We start from the raw sequence: 20,619 nt of genomic DNA, 5'->3' as shown, positions 1-20,619 counted from the left end.
TACGGGGACGAACAGGCACGGTCGGGGCGGCGGTTGGGCATGTGCCGTCGGCAGTGGCGTTGAACGGACGGTCAATTTCCGTTTTTGCTCGCTCCTTTGGCGGACCATCAGTAGCCTCAGCTCGAACACCGGATCGCCTACGCCACCCCCGACGCGTTGGAGAACACTGATGGAGCGTCCCGCCTGGGCTCCCAGGAGCATCGACATCTCGATGCCGTCCGTGGCCCGCATGTACGACTACTACCTGGGCGGTTCGCACAACTTCGAGGTCGACCGGGAAGCGGCCCGCAGGGCCATGGAGTTCATGCCGGGCCTGCCCAAGGTCATGCAGGCCAACCGTGCCTTCATGCGCCGCGCCGTGCGCCATGCCGCAGGCGCGGGCATCACCCAGTTCCTGGACATCGGATCCGGGATCCCCACCTTCGGAAACGTGCACGAGATCGCTCAGGAGGCCAGCCCCGGCGCTCGGGTCGTCTACGTCGACCACGACCCGGTCGCCGTAGCACACAGTCAGGCCGTTCTGGAGGGCAACGACGACGCGGACGTGGTCGCGGCCGACCTCCGCAAGCCCCGGGAGATCCTCGCAAGCCCCCGTGTTGAGCGACTGATCGACCTGAACCGACCGGTCGCCCTGCTCCTGGTTGCCATACTGCATTTCGTGGAGGACACGGACGACCCGTACGGAGCGGTGGCCGAGCTGCGTGACGCGCTCGCGCCCGGCAGCGTACTCGTCGTCTCGCACGCCTCCTACGAGGGAATTCCGCTTGAGCAGGAGCGGGCGGAGGGCGCGGTGGACGTGTACAAGGACATTCGCAATCCGCTGATCATGCGCTCTCGCGACGAGATCGCGCGGTTCTTCGAGGGGTACGACATGCTGGAACCCGGACTGGTGCCGATGGCGACGTGGCGGCCCGACACCGCTCCCGAGGACGAGGATCCGTACGCCTTCTCGGGGTTCGCCGGCGTGGGGACCAAGGCGTGAGGGCGGAGCCGGACGGGCCGGAGGACAGACTCCGCCGGTTCGCGACGATCTGGAGCCGCGCGGTCTTCCCCGTCACCTCCACGTCGCTGACCCGGCCCGAGTTCGAGGAACGACTCCTGCCGCTGGCCCGCAGGCTCAGCGAGGCGCTGCGAGCCAGGGTGTACGACGCCGGGGAGTGCAGGGCCGTGGGCGCCGCCCTCGTCGAGGCGCACTGCACCGAACCCGAGGCGCTCAGCCAGACCCTGGACTGCGTCGAGGCCTATCTGGTGCTCTACTGCGGCGGCGACGGCCCCCGGGAGGATCTGCGGGCCCGCGCCGCGCGGCTGCAGTCCGCGATGGCCGCCGGGTACGCCGAGGCCCTGCGGCAGCGGACGCTGGCCGAGCAGGAGGCGATCGCCCGCGCGGCGCTGGAGGCCCAAGGCGCGGTCGCCCGGGCGCTGCACGCCACCGAGGCACGCTTCCGCGCGGTGTTCGAGGGCGCCGCCATAGGCATCGGCATCGCCGACCTCGAAGGTAACATCCTGCAGTTCAACGGCGCTCTGCTGCGTATGTTCGGCGTCACCGAGCAGGCGATGCGTGGCCGCGACGTCACCGAGTGGACGCACCCCGACGACGCCCCTCAGGTCTGGCGCCTGTACGACGAACTGGTCCGCGGCGAGCGCGAGCACTACCACACCGAGAAGGCGTTCGCCCGGCCTGACGGAACGGTCCTGTGGACCAACCTGACGGTGTCCCTGCTGCGGGACGCGGACGGCCGGCCCCAGTACCAGCTGGCGCTCATGGAGGACACCACCGAGCGCCGCCTGCTCAACCTCCGCCTCCGCTACGAGGCCACGCACGACGCGCTCACCGGACTGCCCAACCGCACGCTGTTCTTCGAGCGCCTGGAGAAGGCCCTCGCGGCGGGCGACGGCCAGCGCTTCGGCCTGTGCTACCTCGACCTCGACGGCTTCAAGACCATCAACGACAGCCTCGGGCACGCGGCGGGCGACCGGCTGCTCGTCGAGGTCGCCGACCGGCTCCAGTCCTGCGCCACCGCGCCCGGCGAGATGGTCGCCCGGCTCGGCGGCGACGAGTTCGTGGCGCTGACCACCGGCACCGACACCGAACGCGAGGTCGACGAACTAGCCGACCGCATCATGAACGCGCTGGTCACCCCGGTCCGGATCGAAGGCTGCGAACTGCTGGTGCGGGGCAGCATCGGCATCGTCGAGGGGCCTGCCGGCGAGCGCGGCCCGGCGGAGGTGCTGCGCAGCGCCGACATCACGATGTACCGCGCCAAGTCGGCGGGCGGCAACCGCTACGAGGTCGCGGACGCGGAGGCCGACGCCCGAGCCATCACCCGGCACGGGCTCACCACCGCCCTGCCCGCCGCCCTCGACCGGGGCGAGTTCTTCATCGAGTACCAGCCGCTGGTCCACCTCGGCGACGGCACCGTACGCGGCGCCGAAGCCCTGGTCCGCTGGCTGCACCCGCAGCACGGCGTCCTCGGCCCCGACCGTTTCATCCCGCTCGCCGAACGCACCGGACTGATCGTGCCGCTCGGCCGCTGGGTCCTGGAACAGTCGGTGCGTCAGGCCAGTGCGTGGCGGGAACGGCACGGCGGCACGGCGGCCACCGGCCCGCTGCGCGTCAACGTCAACCTGTCCCCGTGCCAGCTGACCCATCCCGGACTGGTCCAGGACACCGTCGACATCCTGGAGCGCGCGGGCCTGGAGCCCGACGCCCTCTGCCTGGAGGTCACCGAGTCCGCCCTGATCGGCGCCGACGATGATCTGCTCAAACCCCTGCGCCGGCTCTCCGAGATGGGCGTCGACATCGCCCTCGACGACTTCGGCACCGGCTACTCCAACCTCGCCAATCTGCGCCGACTGCCGGTCCGCGTCCTGAAGTTGGACCGGACCTTCACCCAGGGCATGCAGCAGTTCCCGGCCGACCCCGTCGACCTGAAGATCGTCGAGGGGATCGTCTCTCTCGCCCACAGCCTCGACCTCGCGGTCACCGTCGAGGGTGTCGAGACCGGCGCCCAGGCCGAGCAGCTGCGGATACTGGGCTGCGACACGGCCCAGGGCTGGTACTACGCCCGGCCGGGTCCGCCCGAGCGGCTGCACGAACTGGCGCTGGTGGACGCGACGGGCTGACCGGCCTTCGAGAAGCCTCACGCGAGCCACCGCTCCGGCGGCCTCCGCAGCGGGGACGCGCCGTTCCGGCGGCATCCGCTCAGGGGGTTCACCGCTCCAGCAGCATCCGTTGCAACTCCCGGGCAGCGCGCGGCGGGGCCACGTCGCTGCGGTGGGCCAGGGCGATGACGCGGTGCAGCCCGGGGCGGGCGAGAGGGGTGACGCGCAGGCCCCGGCCGGAGCGGGTGGCGACCATGCGCGGGACGACCGCGACGCCCAGGCCGGCCCGTACGAAGCCCAGCACCGCGTCCATCTCGCCGCCCTCCACCGCGAAGTCCGGCTCGAACCCGGCGGAGCGGCACGCGGCGACGGTGAGCTCGCGCAGGTCGTAGCCGTGGCGGAACATGACCAGGCGCTCGCCCTCCAGATCGGGGACGCGGACGGTACGGCGGCCGTTGCCCGGGCTCGGCGCGTCCGGTGAGGAGACGACCACCAGGTCCTCGCGCAGCAGCTCCACCGTGGTCAGCGCGGGGGAGGGCGTGGGGAGGGGGAGAACGACCAGGGCCAGGTCGAGGGCGCCGCGCGCCAGCTGGCGGACGAGGTCGTGGGAGCCGCCCTCCTCGATCAGCAGCTGGACGCCCGGATAGCGGTCGTGGAAGGCGCGCAGCACGTCCGGGAGCAGGCCGGTGCACAGGCTCGGGGTCGCGCCGAGCCGCACCCGGCCCCGGCGCAGCTGCACCAGCTCCTGCACCTCGTGCCGGGCGGTGTCGGTGTCGGCGAGGATGCGGCGGGCCAGCGGCAGCAGCGCCTCGCCGGCGTCGGTCAGCGTGATGTTGCCGCGGGCCCGCAGGAAGAGATCCGCCCCCAACTCCCGCTCCAGCGACTTGATCTGCTGCGACAGCGACGGCTGGGCGACATGGACCAGCTCGGCGGCCCGGGTGAAATGCCGGGTCTCGGCGACCGCCACGAAGTACTGGAGCTGCTGGAACTGCATGCATCCACGATACGGACGATAGTTCCCGGCTATCGAATCGAGCTGTTTCATGTCTTGGACCGATGGGGTGTCGCGGATCTAGCGTCATCCGCATGGCTCTGGCAACGCGGACGGACCGAGAACCGTCCATGGCTCGTACGGTGTGGGACAGCTCCGTCGGCAAGAAGACGGTGATGGCCGTCAGCGGTCTGGTCATGCTGGCGTACCTGGTCGTCCACATGCTGGGCAACCTCAAGATTTTTTTCGGCTCGGACGAGTTCAACGGCTACGCGCACTGGCTGCGCACCCTCGGCGAGCCCTTCCTGCACCACGAATGGGGCCTGTGGATCGCCCGCGTGGTCCTCGTGGCCGCGGTTGCCGCCCACGCCACGGCCGCCTACCAGCTGAGCCGCCGCGACATCAGGGCCCGGCCGACGGCCTATGTACACAAGAGGCGCCGGGCGGGCTACGCGACCCGCACCATGCGGTGGGGCGGCATCATCCTCGGCCTGTTCATCGTCTGGCACATCCTCGATCTGACGACCGGCACCGTTCACCCGAACGGTTTCGAGGCCGGACACCCGTACCAGAACGTGATCGACACCTTCTCCACCTGGTACGGCAACGTCATCTACATCGTGGCGACGCTCGCGCTCGGCCTGCACATCCGGCACGGCTTCTGGAGCGCCGCGCAGACCCTCGGCACCGGCAGCCGCACCCGCGACCGCGCACTGAAGACCACCGCGAACGTCCTCGCGCTGGTGCTGACCGTGGGCTTCGTCTCCGTACCCGTCGCCGTCATGACCGGAGTGGTGAGCTGACCGTGACTACATCCTCCCAGTACGCGGACTACGCGACGGGTGAGCCGGTCGTCGACCGCAAGGCGCCCGACGGGCCGATCAGTGAGCGCTGGGACCGGCGTCGCTTCGAGGCCAAGCTGGTCAACCCCGCCAACCGCCGCAAGCACACGGTGATCGTCGTCGGCACCGGGCTCGCGGGCGGCTCGGCCGGAGCCACGCTCGCCGAACAGGGCTACCACGTCGTCCAGTTCTGCTACCAGGACTCCCCGCGCCGCGCCCACTCGATCGCCGCGCAGGGCGGCATCAACGCCGCGAAGAACTACCGCAACGACGGCGACTCCGTCCACCGGCTGTTCTACGACACCGTCAAGGGCGGCGACTTCCGGGCCCGCGAGTCCAACGTGCACCGGCTGGCGCAGATCTCGGTGGAGATCATCGACCAGTGCGTGGCCCAGGGCGTGCCCTTCGCACGGGAGTACGGCGGACTGCTCGACACCCGCTCCTTCGGCGGCGTACAGGTGTCCCGGACCTTCTACGCCCGTGGCCAGACGGGGCAGCAGCTTCTGCTCGGCGCCTACCAGGCGCTGTCGCGGCAGATCGCGGCCGGGAACGTGGAGATGCATCCGCGCACCGAGATGCTCGACCTGATCGTGATCGACGGGCGGGCGCGTGGGATCGTGGCGCGGGATCTGATCACCGGTCGCATCGACACGTACTTCGCCGATGCCGTGGTGCTGGCGAGCGGCGGGTACGGGAACGTCTTCCACCTCTCCACCAACGCCATGAACTCCAACGCGACGGCCGTGTGGCGGGCACACCGGCGGGGCGCGCTGTTCGCGAATCCCTGCTTCACCCAGATCCATCCGACGTGTATCCCGCGCACCGGCGATCACCAGTCCAAGCTGACGCTGATGAGCGAGTCGCTGCGCAACGACGGGCGGATCTGGGTGCCGAAGGCGAGGGGGGACCAGCGGCCCGCCGACCAGATCCCCGAGGACGAGCGCGACTACTACCTGGAGCGCGTCTATCCGTCCTTCGGCAACCTGGTGCCGCGTGACATCGCCTCCCGCGCCGCGAAGAACGTCTGCGACGAGGGCAGAGGGGTCGGGCCCGGCGGGCAGGGCGTGTACCTGGACTTCGCCGACGCCATCGAGCGGATGGGGCGGAAGGCCGTCGAGGCCAGGTACGGCAACCTCTTCGACATGTACCAGCGGATCACCGACGAGGATCCGTACGAGGTGCCGATGCGGATCTACCCCGCCGTGCACTACACGATGGGCGGCCTGTGGGTCGACTACGACCTCCAGACCACCGTGCCCGGCCTGTTCGCGATCGGCGAGGCCAACTTCTCCGACCACGGGGCGAACCGGCTCGGCGCCTCGGCGCTGATGCAGGGACTCGCCGACGGGTACTTCGTCCTCCCGGCCACCATCAACGACTACCTCGCCCGGCATCCGGAACAGGGCGAGATCGGTCGCGAACACCCCGTCGTGCGGGAGGTACTGGCCGAGACCGAGGAACGGCTGAACCTGCTGCTCGCCGTCGACGGCGACCGTACGCCCGACTCCTTCCACCGCGAGGTCGGCGAGCTGATGTGGGAGTTCTGCGGTATGGCGCGCGGCGACAGCGGGCTGCGGAAGGCCCTGGAGCGGATTCCGCAGATCCGGGAGGAGTTCTGGCGGCGGATCAAGGTGCCGGGGACGGGTGAGGAGTTCAACCAGTCCCTGGAGAAGGCCAACCGGATCGTCGACTACCTCGAACTCGCCGAGCTGATGTGCCTCGACGCGCTGCACCGGGGTGAGTCCTGCGGTGGCCACTTCCGTGAGGAGTCCCAGACGCCGGACGGTGAGGCGGAGCGCCGGGACGAGGACTTCTCGTACGCCGCCGCCTGGGAGTTCACGGGCACTGGCGTCGCCCCCGTGCTGCACAGGGAAGACCTGGTCTTCGAGTACGTCCACCCCACCCAGCGGAGCTACGCATGAAGCTCACCCTGCGCGTATGGCGGCAGCGGGCCGCCGACGCCGACGGCGCCATGTCCACGTACGAGGTGGACGGCATCTCGCCCGACATGTCCTTCCTGGAGATGCTCGACACGCTCAACGAGGAACTGCTCCTGCGCGGTGAGGACCCGGTGGCCTTCGACCACGACTGCCGGGAGGGGATCTGCGGGGCGTGTTCGCTGGTCATCAACGGGGAGGCGCACGGGCCGGAGCGGACGACGACCTGCCAGTTGCACATGCGGTCCTTCTCGGACGGCGACACGATCGATGTGGAGCCGTGGCGGGCCTCGGCGTTTCCGGTGATCAAGGACCTGGTGGTGGACCGGTCCGCGTTCGACCGGATCATCCAGGCCGGCGGGTACATCACGGCGCCGACGGGGGCCGCTCCGGAGGCGCATGCCACGGCTGTGCCGAAGGCGGACGCGGACTTCGCGTTCGAGCACGCGGAATGTATCGGGTGCGGGGCGTGTGTGGCCGCGTGTCCGAACGGGGCGGCGATGTTGTTCGCGTCGGCCAAGGTCAATCATCTGAACGTGCTGCCGCAGGGGGCGCCCGAGCGGGAGAGCCGGGTACTGGACATGGTGGAGCAGATGGACGAGGAGGGCTTCGGGGGGTGCACGCTGGCGGGGGAGTGCGCCACCGCTTGCCCGAAGGGGATCCCGTTGGTGTCCATTACGGGCATGAACAAGGAATGGCTGCGGGCTGCTCGGAAGGCGGGGAAGCGGTAGCGCCGTAGAGGGCCTGTCATCTTCGGGCCGCGGTTTTGTTGTGGCTGGTCGCGCGGTTCCCCGCGCCCCTTCGGGGCGCGCCGCAGTGGGCGGTGGTCACATCGTGAACGTTCGCCGAATCGTGCGGACGGGCGGGGCCGGGAGTGGTGCTCATCCCCGGCCCCGTTCTGGATACCCCTCGCCGACGGCGTGCGGCTGCTGGTGCCCGACACCGACGAAACCCGCGCGTGGCCCGGGGGCCGCGCACCGGCCAGGTGCCGGCCACCGTTCCCCGGCGGGCGCACCGGCCGCGGCCGGGCCACCGTCTTGGTGTGCAACGCGCCGAGCCGCGCCCGGAGCGGATCCGGGCGCGGCTCGGCGGAAGGGGTGTCGCTAGTGGCCGGCCGTCACCTGCGGCCGACGGTGACGCCGGTCGTCTTGGCCGCTGTGGTGTTGGCGTAGACGACCTTGCCGGTGGACTTCTTCCAGATCTTGATCTTGAAGGTGTCCGGGCGGTCGGTGGCGGTGATGCGGAAGGTGTAGCCGTTCTTGCCGTCGACCTTGCCGGAGCCCTGGTAGACGGCCTTGGAGCCGGTCACCACGAGCCAGTCGGAGCCGGTGGAACGGAACTTCAGCTTGCTCTTGCCCTTGCCCTTGCCCTTGGCGAAGGAGAAGACCGCCTTGCCCGTGGGGACGGTGGCCTTCTTGGTGTACTTGGCGCCGAAGGAGAAGGCCGCCTTGCCCGTCAGCTCGGGTCCCGCCGGGAAGGCTCCGGCGGGGGAGGCGAACCTGCCCGCACCGGACGCGGAACCGGCCGCCCGGTCGTAGACGATCAGCTCGGGGAGCCTGGTGCCGACCGAGGCACCGTCGTCGTCGGTGACGGTGATCACCGGGCGGTGGATGCCGGCCTTGCGGTAACCGTGCGCGGCCTTGCAGCCGGAGGCCGTGACCTTGCCGGCCGTGGGCTTTGTGCCGTCCTTCCAGTCGACCTTGCAGGTGTGCTTGTCACCGGCGCCCGGGTCGGTGAACCTGGCCGTGACCGTCGTGTTCTTGCCCGCCGCCACCGGCGACTTCGGGCCCGTCGTGGACGTGATCTTCGGGGCCGCGTTGGTGACGGTCACGGTGGCCGAGTCGCTGCTCAGGCCGCCGGTCAGGATCATCTCGTAGGTGCCGTTGTCGGCGCAGGTGACGGTGGTCTTCGCCGACCTCGCGTCCGCGAAGGAGCAGGGCGCGCCCCTCCCGGCCGTCCACATGGCGGTGCCCGCGCCCGAGACCGTGCCGTTCAGCCGGATCCTGGCGCCTTCCTTGCCCTCGGCGTCGGCGCCGGCCCGGGCGATGGTGACCGGTTCGATGCTCTCCAGGGTGGGGACGACCTTCTTCATCAGGCCGTCGGCGTCGAACTCCAGCTTGTCTACGGTCGTTTCGCGGTGGGTGCCGTCACCGCCCGGGATGGCGAAGCGGTGGTAGGCGATGTACCAGTCGTCGGTGTTCGGGACGTGGACCACGGAGTGGTGGCCGGGGCCCTTGACGCCGAGCGAGAGGTCCTTCTCCAGGATCACGCCCCGCTTGGTCCAGGGACCGGTGGGCGAGGAGCCGGTGGCGTAGGCGACCCGGTAGTTCTCGTCCCGGGTGTCGTTCTCCGACCACATGAAGTAGTAGGTGCCCTTGCGCTTGATGACGAAGGTGCCCTCGTTGTAGCCGCCGGGGGTGATGTCGGTGACCTTGGACGCGTCGAAGGAGACCATGTCGTCGTTGAGCGGGACGACGTACGCCCTGCCGTTGCCCCAGTAGAGGTACGACTGCCCGTCGTCGTCGGTGAAGACCGCCGGGTCGATCATCTGGCCGGTGTAGGCGCCACGGGCGACCAGCGGCTTGCCCAGGGGGTCCTTGAACGGGCCGGTGGGCGAGTCGGAGACCGCGACGCCGATGTTGGTGTCGGCGGAGTAGTAGAAGTAGTACTTCCCGTTCTTCTCGCCCATCGCCGGGGCCCAGGCCCTGCTGTCGGCCCAGGAGACGTCCGGTCCGAGGTCGAGGATGACGCCGTGGTCCTTCCAGTGGACCAGGTCCTTGGAGGAGTACGCCTTGAACTGCGTGCCGCTCCAGCCCGGGAAGCCGTCGGTGGTGGGGTAGATGTAGAAGGTGTCGCCGAAGCGGACGACGTTCGGGTCGGCGTTGAGGCCGGGCAGGACCGGGCTCTTCATCTCCCGGGCCGACACCGTCCAGGTGCGCTTCTTCCCGTCCGAACCGGTGACCTCGTACTCCACCGGCTCGCTGAAGTCCTGCACGCTGCCGGAGGCGGGGCTGATCGCCGCGCCGTGGGCGAGGGCGAACTCCGGTGCCAGCGCGGTGAGATCCGTGCCCTCCCGCATCGGCAGCGTCATCCGGCTGCCGGCGTCGTCGATGATCGCGTCGGTCTTGAGGTCCTGGTGGGTGACCTTCGTGATGCCCGTGGTGTTGCCGCTGAGCTCCAGGACCTCGGCGGCCGTCAGGGCCCGGTCGTAGATCCGGAAGTCGTCGACCTCACCGCCGAAGTACGGGTCGGGCGCGTACATGGACCGGCCGATGTAGCCGCTGTGGTCCTTGCCCGCGTCGTACAGCTCGGACGGCTTGACGTTGACGTCGGTGGCGCGGGCCACCTCGATGCCGTCCACGTAGAGGACCGCGGTGCCGGACCCCGAGTCGATGGTGACGGTGACGTGCTGCCACTTGCCGACAGCGAGCTTCGAACCGCTCGACAGCTTCTTCTCCGCGCCCCAACTCGCCGTGGTGATGGCCGAGTAGAGCGACGAGGAACCGTTCGACGGGCTGGCGAAGAGGTACTTGTCGCTGTCCGGGCCGAGACCGAACAGCCACTGCCAGTTGTCGCCGCCCTTCCACTTCGCGTACGTGGAGACGGTGACGCTGTCCGCGTTCTTCAGCACACCGTTCGGGATCTTGACGTACGGCGAGGTCGTCGAGGTACCGGCACCGCCGGACATCTTGAACGAGCCGCCGTCCACACCGGTCCCGAAGCCGGGCGTACGGACGTAGGTGCCGTGATAGCCGCGGCCACTGGAGTCACGGGCGATGTTACCGCCGGTCTCGTCGAATCCGTAGTGCACAAGCAGGCCGGCCGGGACGTCCGGGCCCTGCGCGGAGACCGTGACCTCGGCGCGGACCTCCATCGCCGCGTCGCCCGGCAGGCTGCCCTCGACCGTGAAGGTGCCGGCCTGAGCGTACTCCGACTCCGGGACGTCCGCCCAGGTGACGGCGACGGGCCGCCGGGCGCCGTCGGCGAACTCCGCGATGACGGTGGCCGGCAGGACGGGGACGTCACCGATGCGCGTCTCGACCCTGACGTCCTCGACGCTCGCGACGATCTGGTCCGGCTGGTAGGTCTTCAGCAGCCGGTCGTACTCGGCCTGGGTGACCGGGAGCACGGTGCCGTGCCGGGGCTTGGCCGGGAGGTCGTAGTCGCTGGACGGGGTCCACTGGCCGGAGGCCAGGTCCGTCGTCTCGAAGGGGATGTAGCCGCGCCCGCCGAACTCGTCGAGGAACGCGTACCACTTCTCCTCGGTGTTCGACTTGAACACCAGCGGGCCCTCGGCGGCGCTCATCTCGCCCTTGCCGATGCCCTCGGCGACGGCGTCCCAGGAGAGGTTCCGCAGGGAGTCGCTCTTCTCCTCGAAGATGAACTTGCTGTTGGGCGTGGAGGAGGTGTTGTTCCGCTCGTCCTTGGAGAGCCGGAAGTACGTGCCGTCGTGCTGGATGACCGTGGAGTCGATGACCGAGTAGCCGCGGTCGACCCAGATCTTGGGCTCGCTGAAGGTGTGGAAGTCGCGGGTGGTCGCGTACATCATTCGGTTGTACGTGTTGCCGGAGTGGGCCTCGTTGTCGTACAGCTTCGACGCCCAGAAGACGACGTACGCGCCGAGCTGCTCGTCGTAGTAGGCCTCCGGGGCCCAGGTGTTGCCTGCCGCGTCGGGGGAGACCTTCACCAGGCGCTGGTTCGTCCAGTTCACCAGGTCGGTGGACTCCCAGACCATGATCGACTTGCTGCCGGTGCGCTGGGAGGCGTCCCAGTCGCCGTTGCCGTAGATCCTGAGGTCGGTGGCGATCTGGTAGAACTTGTCGCCCTCCGGGGAGCGGATGATGAACGGGTCGCGCAGACCCTTCTCACCGAGCGTGGAGGTCAGGACGGGCTTGCCGTCGTTCAACTCCCGCCACTTCAAAGGGTCGTTGCCCTTGCTGAGGGCCGCGTACACCTGCTCGCCGTTGGAGGTGCCCTCGCCGGTGAAGTAGCTGAACATGTAGCCCTTGTAGGCCTGCTTCGCGGGCAGTTCGGGCACCTTGGCCGTGAGGTCGCGGGTGGCCTTCGCGTCGCCCTTGGTGACGGTCGCGGTCAGCTCGACCGTGGTGGCGCCGTCGCCGTGTGCGGGACGGTGCACCACGCCCTGGGCCGAGACGACGTCCGGCTTCGCCGACGACCAGGCGACCTTCGTGCCCAGGACGCCCTCGGTGGGGAGCGTGAGGTTGCCGCGGACGTCGTCGAGGTTGTGCACGGTCAGCGCCTCGGCGGCCTGTTCGGCGGCGGACGCGTCGCCCAGCGCGGGCAGGACCGTGACCTCGAAGGTCTTGGTGTCGCTGACGGTGCCCTTCTTCAGGGTCGCCGTCAGCGTCGCGTGGCCGTCCGGCTCACCGGCGGCGGGGCGGGTCACCGCGCCGGAGTCCGAGACCACGTCGGCGTTGTCGCTCTTCCAGCTGATGGAGGAACCGCCGGCCGTGCCGGTCTTCGGCAGGTCCAGATCGGCGGTCACCTTGCTGGTGTCGCCCAGGCCGAGGGCCGCCTTGTCGTCGGCGACGCCCTGCTCGGCCACGGGGAGTGACAGCTCCTCGACCTCGGCACCGGCGAGTGCCCGGTCGTACACCCGGAAGTCACGGATGCTGCCCTTGAAGAGCTTGTCGCCGGAGTAGACCGACCTGCCTATGTAGTTGGCGGTCGTCGTACCGGAGCCGATCGCGCCCGGGGCGGTGGTGACCGACGTGTTGCGGCCGACCTCCACCCCGTCCTCGTACAGCACACCGGTGTTGCCCGTCTGGGTGTACGTGATCTGCTTCCACACCCCGCGGGTCAGGTTGTGGGAGTCCGAGGGCCTGGTGGTCTGCTCGGTCGACCAGTTGCCCGTCGCGACGGAGGTCCGGTAGGAGTTGCCGGTGGTGAAGAGATACCCGTTGCCGTTGCCGCCGCTGGTGTTGCCGAAGCCGTAGATGAAGTACGGGGTGGCCTGGGTGGAGTCGACCAGCACGTCCATCGACACGCTGATCGAGTTCATGCCCTTCATGACGTTGTCCGGCACCTTGATGTAGGTGTCGGAGCCGTTGAAGGCGAGTCCCCGGCCGTCGGCGCCCGACCAGCCGGCGGTACCGTTGACCGTGCCGTCGCGGCCGTTGCCCGAGGCGTCGGCGACCGTGGTGCCGGAGGCGGCGTCGAGTTTGTACCAGAGGGCCAGGCCGTCGGTGAGGTTCGCGTCGCCGGCGGCGAAGGCGGGCGCGGCGGGCCCGGCGAGGCCCAGGAGCAGCGACGCGGCGGTCAGTCCGGCGAGCGGACCCGCCCAGCGTCTCGCGCCGCCGCGCAGACGTGCGATGTACGTCATGTCGAGTATCCCTGCTGAGAGCACGGCTGATGAAGGGGTGGGCGGTGGAGCGGAAGCCAAGGGGGGCGCGCGCCGGAGGGGGCGGGGCCCCTCGCCCTGGGCGCCCCGTCGTTTCGGCCGTGTGACGTCGTGTTGCGAGAGTGTCAATCGACGTGTGGTGGGGCGTCAAGAGGTTTCGAACAATGTCCGACGGGTCGAACGCGCGACGTCCGTTCTTTCCGGAAACCGGAGTTCCGCTACTCGCCCGCCGTGCCCGCCTCGCCCACGGAGCGTGTCAGCTCCCACGTGTCCACCGCGAAGTCGAGCTTCATGCCGTGCCGTTCGTAGAGCGCGAGGGCGCCGCTGGTGTTGTCGGTGTCCACGCCGAGGCCGATGCGGTCGCGGCCCATCGCCGCGTAGTGACCGAAGGCGTGACGCAGCAGCAGACTCCCGAGGCCTCGGCCACGGGCCTCGCGCAGTACGCCGATGTTGGCGATCCAGGCCATGCCGGCGCGGTCGTTGCGGGACCGCAGTACCGCCGCGTCACCGAGACCGTCGACGTGCGCGATCCACAGCAGCGACCAGTCGACGTGCTCGGCGTCGATGTCGTCCAGCCACTGCTCGTACGTGCGCGGCTGGAAGTCGAAGTGGTCGGTGAAGGTCGTCTGGAGCAGGGCGTGGGCCTGCCGGCGGTCCGGCTCGGCGACACAGGGGCGCAGGGTGACGCCGGGCGGGGGAGTGGGCAGCGGCTCGGCGGACAGGGGGCGGGCCATGACGTTGTAACGGCGGACCGCGCGCCAGCCGCGCCCGCGCAGCGCGTCCAGGTCCATGGTCGGCGCGATGTTGAGGTGCATGTGCACCGCGGCCCGGTCCGCCCCGTTGGCCGCCGCCCGCTCCGCCGCTCGCGCCTCCATCAGGTCGAACAGGTGCAGCGCGCCCAGGGGCCGGTCGGGCAGCGTGTAGTGGTCCATGTCGATGCGCTCGCCGCCGGACTCGTCCCACAGCAGCCCGTACGCCACCAGCCGGTGCCCGTCGAACACCAGCCAGGAGTCACACTCCAGGTCCGCCTCGGGATGCTTCAGGTCGGCCCGCACCTCGCTCAGTTCGGTCTCGGCGCGGCCGATCTCCAGCAGATCGATCTCGTTGAGCAGCGCGCACACCGCCTCCGCGTCGTCGAGTGTGGCTGGGCGTACGGTCAGGCCGGGCGGCAGCGGGGTGGGGTGCGTGCTCGTCATGGGGCCACTGTCGGGTGACGACGGCACGGACCGCAACGGGATTTCCGGGCGGCGGAGCGGGATTCGCCGGCCGTGGCACCGGGGTCGGCACGGCCGGCCGGTGTGGCCTACCGCCGGGACCCCTGACGCGAGCGGGCCGATCACCGCCGCCGTCATCAGGGCGGCCGTCTGCTCCGGACCGATCGACAGCACGCGGGAGGAACCGAGGACGGGGTACGGGGCGAGGGCGGGAGCATCGCCCAGAGGCCGGTGGCGGGCGGCAGTCCGGCGACGACCGCGTACGCCGTTACCCGCGGCACGCGGCGCTGAGGACCAGGGCGGGTATGGCTCGTTTCACAGTGCTGTCCTCGTGTCCCTCATCCAGCCAGGCTGAAGCGTTCGAAGTGGATCTGCGGCTTGGGCACGTCCAGCTCGCGCAGGCTGACCAGGACCGCGTTCATCATCGGCGGCGGCCCGCACAGGAAGACGTCCCGGTCGGTGATGTCCGGCACCATCCGCAGCAGCTCGCGCGGCGCCAGCCTGTCCGGGCTGACCGGGCCGGTCACCAGGTGCAGTTCGGCGCCCTTGTCGAAGGCGAGCCGCTGGAGCTCGTCGTAGAGCACGGCGTCCTGGTTCGTGGCCACCCGGTAGATGACCACCGCGTGTCCCTGGATGTCCTCCAGCAGCGCCCGGACGGGGGTGACGCCGACGCCGCCGGCGATGAGCACGGACCCGGGCCGGGTGCGGTGCATCGCGGTGAAGGCGCCGTAGGGTCCCTCGGCGAAGACGCGGGTGCCGACCTTCACGTGCCGCAGGGCGGCGGAGCCCTCGCCGGCCGCCTTCGCGGTCAGCCGCAGCTGCTTGCCGTCGGGCGCGGCCGACAGCGAGAACGGGTTGGCCTGCCACCAGCGGTCCCGGGTCAGGAAGCGCCACAGGAAGAACTGGCCGGCCCGCGCGGGCATCCGGTCCAGGTCCCGGCCGGTCATGTAGATCGACACGACGTTGTCCGCCTCGGGGACGACGGCCGTGACCCGCAGCCGGTGGCGCCAGTTCCGCCACAGCGGAAGGGCCAGTCGGCCCCCGAACACCGAGGCCAGGGCCACGCCCCACAGCACGTACCAGTACACCGTCGCGGTCTTCGAGGAGGCGAACGACGTGCCGGCCGCGACCTGGTGGGTGAAGGCCAGCACCACCGCGACGTAGGTGTACAGGTGGATGAAGTGCCAGGTCTCGTAGGCGAGCCTGCGCCGGGCGAAGCGGGCCGAGACCACGCCGATCACGATGATGATCCCCAGCGCGGCGATCGCGCGCAGCACGCCCTCGACGGTCTCGGCGAGGTCGACCAGCTGACTGACCGGATCCATGTCCGAGAACCGCGCGTAGCCGAAGCTGATGAACACGACGTGCGCCAGCAGCAGCCAGAGCACCGAGAAACCGGTCCAGCGGTGCCAACTGGTCAGCCGGTCCATCCCGATGCGACGGTCGAGCCACGGCAGCCGGGCCACCAGCAGCAGCTGGAAGGCCATGAGGAGCGCTCCGTACAGGCCGGTCAGCCGGCCCAGCACGATGAGGGCGTTGGAGGCGAAGCCGGCCTGGACGAAGAAGTAGGCCACCGCCGCCACGTTCGCCGCCAGCACCGTGTACAGACCGGTGCGGGCGACCACTTTGGGGCGCGCTCCCGAGCGGCTGACCGCCGCGGGGGACTGTTGGACAGTGGTCACGTGGAGAGCTCCTTGATCGGGTCCGGGACACGAGCTTGTCCGGTGACAGCTGTCGTTTTCCTGTCGGACAACTTTCAAGTTCTTATCGATCGGTTACCAAGCTGTGAGCGGTTATGGCGCGAAGCGATCGGTGGCGCAGTATGAGCACGTGGAAAAAGTGCGACTTCTCGTGGTGGACGACGATCCGCCCATCGCGGACCTCGTGGCGACCGTCGCCCGCTACGAGGGCTGGGACGCGGTCACGGCACACTCCGGTGAGGAGGCGCTGAGGCAGGCGGCCGAGTTCCGTCCCGACATCGTGGTCCTGGACCTGATGCTGCCAGGCGTGGACGGCTTCGGCGTGCTCGACCGGCTGCGCCGGTCCGGCACGATGGTGCCCGTGGTGTTCCTGACCGCCCGTGACGGCGTTGCCGACCGGGTGGCCGGCCTCACCCGGGGCGGCGACGACTACCTCGTCAAGCCCTTCGCCGTGGAGGAGCTGATGGCCCGGCTGCGCACCGTGCTGCGCCGCAGTGCCGGGCCGGCCTTCCAGCGGTCCGTGCTCCGGGTGGCGGACCTGACGATGGACGAGGACACCCGAGAGGTCCGCCGCGGCGACAGACAGCTCACGCTCACGCCCACCGAGTACGAGGTCCTGCGCTACCTGATGCGCAAGTCCCCGACCGTCCTCACCAAGGCGCAGATCCTCGACCACGTCTGGGAGTACGGCTTCGGCGGCCGGTCCAACGTCGTCGAACTGGTCGTCAGCCGGCTGCGCCGCAAGCTCGACGACACCGGCGAACCCCTCATCCACACCGTGCGCGGCTTCGGCTATGTGCTGCGGCAGGCCACCGAGTGGTCGTGCGACTGAGGCAGAGCTACCGCGGTATGCGCCTCGGCACCCGGCTGGCCCTCGGCCTCGGCGCCCTGGCGCTCGTGGTGTTCGCCGTCGTCGGCAGCGCGCTGACCATGTCCATGCGCGACTACCTGTCGGCACAGCTCAACGAGCAGCTGAAGATGGCCCAGATCGCCCAGTCCAAGAGCATCGCGCACTACGGCACCCTCCAGGGCAAGAAGTACTACCGCTGGTACTACGCCGTGTACGACGTGTCGAGCGGCACCCCCGTACTCCGCAAGCCCGAGGACGCGGCCGACATACCCGAGGACATCGACGACTTCACCCTCGTGGCCCGCGCCCGGGCCGCGCAGGACACGGAGGTCCTGCGCACCGAGCACCTCAAGGGCGAGGGTCGGTACCGGCTGCGGGCCTGCGAGGTCGAGCCCGGGGTGGTCCTGGTCAGCGCCGCGCCCATGGACGACATCGAGGACACCGTGGGCCGCCTGATCACGGTCCAGGTCGTCACCTTCGCCCTCGCCCTGCTCGCGCTCGTGGTGTTCGGCCGGGCGATGCTGCGGCGCGGTCTGAAGCCGCTGGGCGACATGGCGCACACCGCGCGCGGCATCACCTCGCACGACCTGACGGACTCCGCGCGGCTGTCGGTGCGCCACGACAACCGCGACGGCGGCCCCGAGGTCGAGGAACTGCGCACCGCCTTCAACACCATGCTGGAGCACATCGACGACGCGCTCGCCGTCCGCACCGAGGCCGAGCAGCGCCTGCGCCGCTTCGTCGCCGACGCCTCCCACGAACTGCGCACGCCCCTGATGTCGGTACGCGGCTACGCCGACCTCTTCCAGTACGCCGCCGCCCACAGCCCCGAGGAACGCGACAAGCACCTCGCCCGGCTGCGCGCCGAGGCCGCCCGTATGGGCGTCCTCCTCGACGACCTGCTGATGCTCGCCCGCCTCGACGCCGGCGACGTGGAGACACCGCTGCGGCTGGAGGACGCCGACCTGGTGGAGCTGGCTTGTCAGGCGGCGGACGGCTTCCGGGCCGGTCACCCCGACCATCCGCTGACGGTGGCGACCGGCTCCGACCCCGTACGGCTGCGTCTCGACCCCCTGCGCGTCCGCCAGGTCCTCGACAACCTCCTCACCAACGCCGCCGTGCACACCCCGCCCGGTACGAAGGTCTCCCTGGCGGTGTCCGTCGAGTCCGGCACCGCCGAGGCGCGGATCACCGACTCCGGGCCCGGTATCCCGGCGGACGACCAGGAACGCGTCTTCGACCGCTTCTACCGCGTCGACAAGGCCCGCAGCCGCGACCGGGGCGGCAGCGGCCTGGGGCTCGCGGTCGCCCACTCCCTGGTCCGCGCCCACGGCGGCACCATCGACCTGACCAGCGAGCCGGGTGCGACGACGTTCACGGTCCGGCTGCCGCTGACCGCAGGCGGAGTCTAGGTCTCCCTCACCACGGGGGAGTGGCGCGTCGAGGCGGAGTACCTGACCCTCGGGCCGCCCGCCGGGCGTCGTCCCCCGCACCGAACCGGCGTTGTCCGATGACGTCATGCCCGGCATGGTCCGCCGTTTCGCGGGCTTGGACGCCGCCCCGGACGGCCCCCTCCTCCCCGTCGGCCAACGGGGAGGGCACCGCACTGCGGTTGACGCCGAAGACCCAGGCTCAGCCGGAGCGGTAGAGCGCCGTCAGCAGTTCGATGGCGGCCGTGGTGGCGGGATGAGGATCATCCCGCCACCAGGCGAGCCGTACGGCGATCGGCTCGGCGTCGCGCACCGGGCGGTAGACGACGCCGGGCCGCCGGTACTGGTTGGCGGTGGACTCCGCGGTCACGCCGACGGCCCGGCCCGTCGCGATCGTGGTGAGCCACTCGTCGACGTCGTGCGTCGCCTCGGTCGCGGGGCGGTCGCCGGGCGGCCACAGATCCGTGGTGGTCGTGCCGGTCCGCCGGTCGACCAGCAGGGTGCGCCCGCTCAGGTCGGCGAGCCGGACCGAGCGGCGCCGGGCCAGTGGATCATCGGTCGCCATCGCGCACAGTCGCCGCTCCAGCCCCACGATGGCCGAGTCGAACCGGCGCTCGTCCACCGGCCGGCGGACCACGGCGACGTCGCAGGAGCCCTCCGCCAGCCCGGCCGTCGCGGAGTTGGCCCGCACGAACTGCAGATCCGTCGCCGGGTGCGAGGTTCCCCAGCGGCGCTGGAACGTCAGCGTGTGCCGGCCCAGCGCCGACCAGGCGTAGCCGATCCGCAGCCGGGCATGGCCAGACGTGGCCTCCCGGACCAGCTCCGCCACCTCACCGAGCACCCGTCGCGCGTGCGACACCACGCGCAGCCCGGTCGGCGTCGGCGTCACCGCGCGGGAGGTCCGCCGCAACAGCCGTACACCCAGGGTGCCTTCGAGCGAGGCCAGGGTGCGGGAGACCGCCGCCTGGGAGACACCGAGCGCCATGGCCGCGTCGGTGAAGGTCCCCTCCTCGACGATCGCGACGAGACAGCGCAGCTGCCGCAGCTCCACACTGCCGAGGGCCTGGTCCGTGTCATCCATGACCTCAGCGTATAGATCGAGACCCGGATGCATTTTGCGCAACAGCCGTCCCGGACGCACGATCGGCCCATGGACACCGCCACCGCCTCCGCCTCCGCCTCCGCCACCGCCCCCGCTCATGGCTCTTCCGGTGAGGGCCCCGTCGCTCCGGTCCCCGAGCCGGGCGGGGCACGGCTGGCCGGTGTTCTCACGATGGTCGGTTGCGGAGTGTCCAACCAGGTCGGGGCCGCGCTGGGCTCGCTGGCCTTCCCGGTGCTCGGGCCCGCCGGGGTCGTCGCGATACGTCAGTACGTCGCCGCGATCGTCCTCCTCGCAGTCGGCAGGCCCAGGCTGCGGTCCTTCACCGCGCGGCAGTGGTGGCCGGTGGTGCTGCTGGCGCTGGTGTTCGGGGCTATGAATCTGTCGCTGTACACCGCCATCGACCGCATCGGTCTGGGGCTCGCGGTGACCCTGGAGTTCCTCGGCCCCCTCGCCATCGCGCTGGCCGGCTCGCGCCGCCGGGTGGACGTGTGCTGCGCGCTGATCGCCGCGCTGGGCGTGGTCACCCTGATGCGTCCGCAGCCCTCCGCCGACTACCTCGGCATGGGGCTCGGCCTCCTCGCCGCCGTCTGCTGGGCGTCGTACATCCTCCTCAACCGCACCGTCGGTCGGCGTATCCCCGGCGCACAGGGCTCCGCGGCAGCCGCCGGGCTCGCCGCCCTGGCCTTCCTGCCCGTCGGCGTGTTCGTGGTCGTGCGGCAGCCGCCCACCGCCGGGGCCGTCGGCTACGCGATCGCCGCCGGGGTCCTCGCCTCGGCCGTGCCGTACCTCGCGGACGTGTTCACCCTGCGCCGCGTCCCCGCCCAGGTCTTCGGGCTCTTCATGAGCGTCAACCCCGTCCTGGCCGCCCTGGCCGGCTGGATCATGCTCGGGCAGGGCCTGGGGTGGGCCGAGTGGGCCGCCATCGGCGCGGTGGTCGTGGCGAACGCGCTGAGCATCCTTGTGCCACGGAGGTGACGCCGGCCGGGCGCCGGCGCCCGGCCGGCGCAGGCCGCCACGAAGGGGCGGCCTGCGTGACCTGCCGGTCGGCTCGATTCCGCGCTGCCGCCCCGTCGTGCCGACCGCCCACCGC

At 70.5% G+C, this 20,619-nt stretch carries 13 protein-coding genes and 1 pseudogene; 8 read left to right on the top strand and 6 right to left on the bottom strand.

What is annotated here, in order from left to right:
• Positions 1-169 precede the first annotated feature (169 nt).
• The gene (locus tag WBG99_RS02490) at positions 170-982 is read left to right on the top strand and encodes an SAM-dependent methyltransferase (RefSeq protein WP_338894704.1); all 813 of its coding nucleotides are present in this window, start codon (positions 170-172) and stop codon (positions 980-982) included.
• Positions 979-3,123 carry an EAL domain-containing protein gene (locus tag WBG99_RS02485; protein ID WP_338894703.1) on the top strand — a complete coding sequence of 715 codons (2,145 nt, stop codon included), beginning with the start codon at positions 979-981 and terminating at the stop codon, positions 3,121-3,123. The genes WBG99_RS02490 and WBG99_RS02485 overlap by 4 nt, the downstream gene beginning before the upstream one ends.
• Before the next feature lie 88 nt (positions 3,124-3,211).
• On the opposite strand, the gene WBG99_RS02480 is transcribed toward WBG99_RS02485, so the two are convergent.
• Complete coding sequence (locus WBG99_RS02480; RefSeq protein WP_338894702.1) at positions 3,212-4,096, bottom strand: LysR substrate-binding domain-containing protein; 885 nt, start codon at positions 4,094-4,096, stop codon at positions 3,212-3,214.
• A 92-nt stretch (positions 4,097-4,188) separates the two neighbouring features.
• Here WBG99_RS02480 and WBG99_RS02475 point away from each other — a divergent pair, with 92 nt between their 5' ends.
• The 3 genes from WBG99_RS02475 to WBG99_RS02465 are packed head-to-tail and all read left to right on the top strand — an operon-like array spanning position 4,189 to position 7,603.
• On the top strand, positions 4,189-4,896 hold the full coding sequence (locus WBG99_RS02475) for a succinate dehydrogenase (protein ID WP_338894700.1): 708 nt from the start codon (positions 4,189-4,191) through the stop codon (positions 4,894-4,896).
• Positions 4,897-4,898: 2 nt separating this feature from the next.
• Positions 4,899-6,857, top strand: coding sequence for a fumarate reductase/succinate dehydrogenase flavoprotein subunit (locus tag WBG99_RS02470; RefSeq protein ID WP_338894699.1), 1,959 nt, complete (start codon positions 4,899-4,901; stop codon positions 6,855-6,857).
• Positions 6,854-7,603, top strand: a complete 750-nt coding sequence (locus WBG99_RS02465) for a succinate dehydrogenase/fumarate reductase iron-sulfur subunit (RefSeq protein ID WP_338894698.1) — start codon at positions 6,854-6,856, stop codon at positions 7,601-7,603. Before WBG99_RS02470 ends, WBG99_RS02465 begins: the two co-directional genes overlap by 4 nt.
• Positions 7,604-7,989: 386 nt before the next feature.
• Here WBG99_RS02465 and WBG99_RS02460 read toward each other — a convergent pair whose 3' ends face one another.
• The 4 genes and pseudogenes from WBG99_RS02460 to WBG99_RS02445 all read right to left on the bottom strand — a co-directional run bounded on the left by WBG99_RS02460 (position 7,990) and on the right by WBG99_RS02445 (position 16,129).
• On the bottom strand, positions 7,990-13,215 hold the full coding sequence (locus tag WBG99_RS02460; RefSeq protein ID WP_338894697.1) for a family 43 glycosylhydrolase: 5,226 nt from the start codon (positions 13,213-13,215) through the stop codon (positions 7,990-7,992).
• Between the two features lie 236 nt (positions 13,216-13,451).
• Positions 13,452-14,429 (bottom strand): GNAT family N-acetyltransferase, encoded by a 978-nt coding sequence (locus tag WBG99_RS02455; RefSeq protein ID WP_338900183.1) that lies wholly within the window; start codon positions 14,427-14,429, stop codon positions 13,452-13,454.
• 114 nt (positions 14,430-14,543) lie between these two features.
• Positions 14,544-14,728, bottom strand: a pseudogene (locus WBG99_RS02450) (SulP family inorganic anion transporter); the annotation flags it as partial.
• Between the two features lie 57 nt (positions 14,729-14,785).
• A complete protein-coding gene (locus tag WBG99_RS02445; RefSeq protein WP_338894696.1) occupies positions 14,786-16,129 on the bottom strand; it encodes a ferredoxin reductase family protein in 1,344 nt (447 codons plus the stop codon).
• Between the two features lie 148 nt (positions 16,130-16,277).
• Between WBG99_RS02445 and WBG99_RS02440 the strand changes: the two genes are divergently transcribed.
• Together WBG99_RS02440 and WBG99_RS02435 are read left to right on the top strand one after the other, a co-directional pair.
• Complete coding sequence (locus tag WBG99_RS02440; protein ID WP_338894695.1) at positions 16,278-16,979, top strand: response regulator transcription factor; 702 nt, start codon at positions 16,278-16,280, stop codon at positions 16,977-16,979.
• On the top strand, positions 16,964-18,409 hold the full coding sequence (locus WBG99_RS02435) for a HAMP domain-containing sensor histidine kinase (protein ID WP_338894694.1): 1,446 nt from the start codon (positions 16,964-16,966) through the stop codon (positions 18,407-18,409). The genes WBG99_RS02440 and WBG99_RS02435 overlap by 16 nt, the downstream gene beginning before the upstream one ends.
• 220 nt (positions 18,410-18,629) lie before the next feature.
• Here the strand turns inward: WBG99_RS02435 and WBG99_RS02430 are convergent, their stop codons facing one another.
• Entirely contained in the window at positions 18,630-19,508 is an 879-nt protein-coding gene (locus WBG99_RS02430; RefSeq protein ID WP_338894693.1) for a LysR family transcriptional regulator, read from the bottom strand.
• Positions 19,509-19,577: 69 nt separating this feature from the next.
• Here WBG99_RS02430 and WBG99_RS02425 point away from each other — a divergent pair, with 69 nt between their 5' ends.
• Positions 19,578-20,504 carry an EamA family transporter gene (locus tag WBG99_RS02425; protein ID WP_338894692.1) on the top strand — a complete coding sequence of 309 codons (927 nt, stop codon included), beginning with the start codon at positions 19,578-19,580 and terminating at the stop codon, positions 20,502-20,504.
• Positions 20,505-20,619: the final 115 nt, after the last annotated feature.

It is taken from the genome of Streptomyces sp. TG1A-60 (assembly GCF_037201975.1).
In the GTDB taxonomy this organism is placed as follows: domain Bacteria; phylum Actinomycetota; class Actinomycetes; order Streptomycetales; family Streptomycetaceae; genus Streptomyces.
This window is presented reverse-complemented; position numbering and strand designations above follow the sequence as displayed.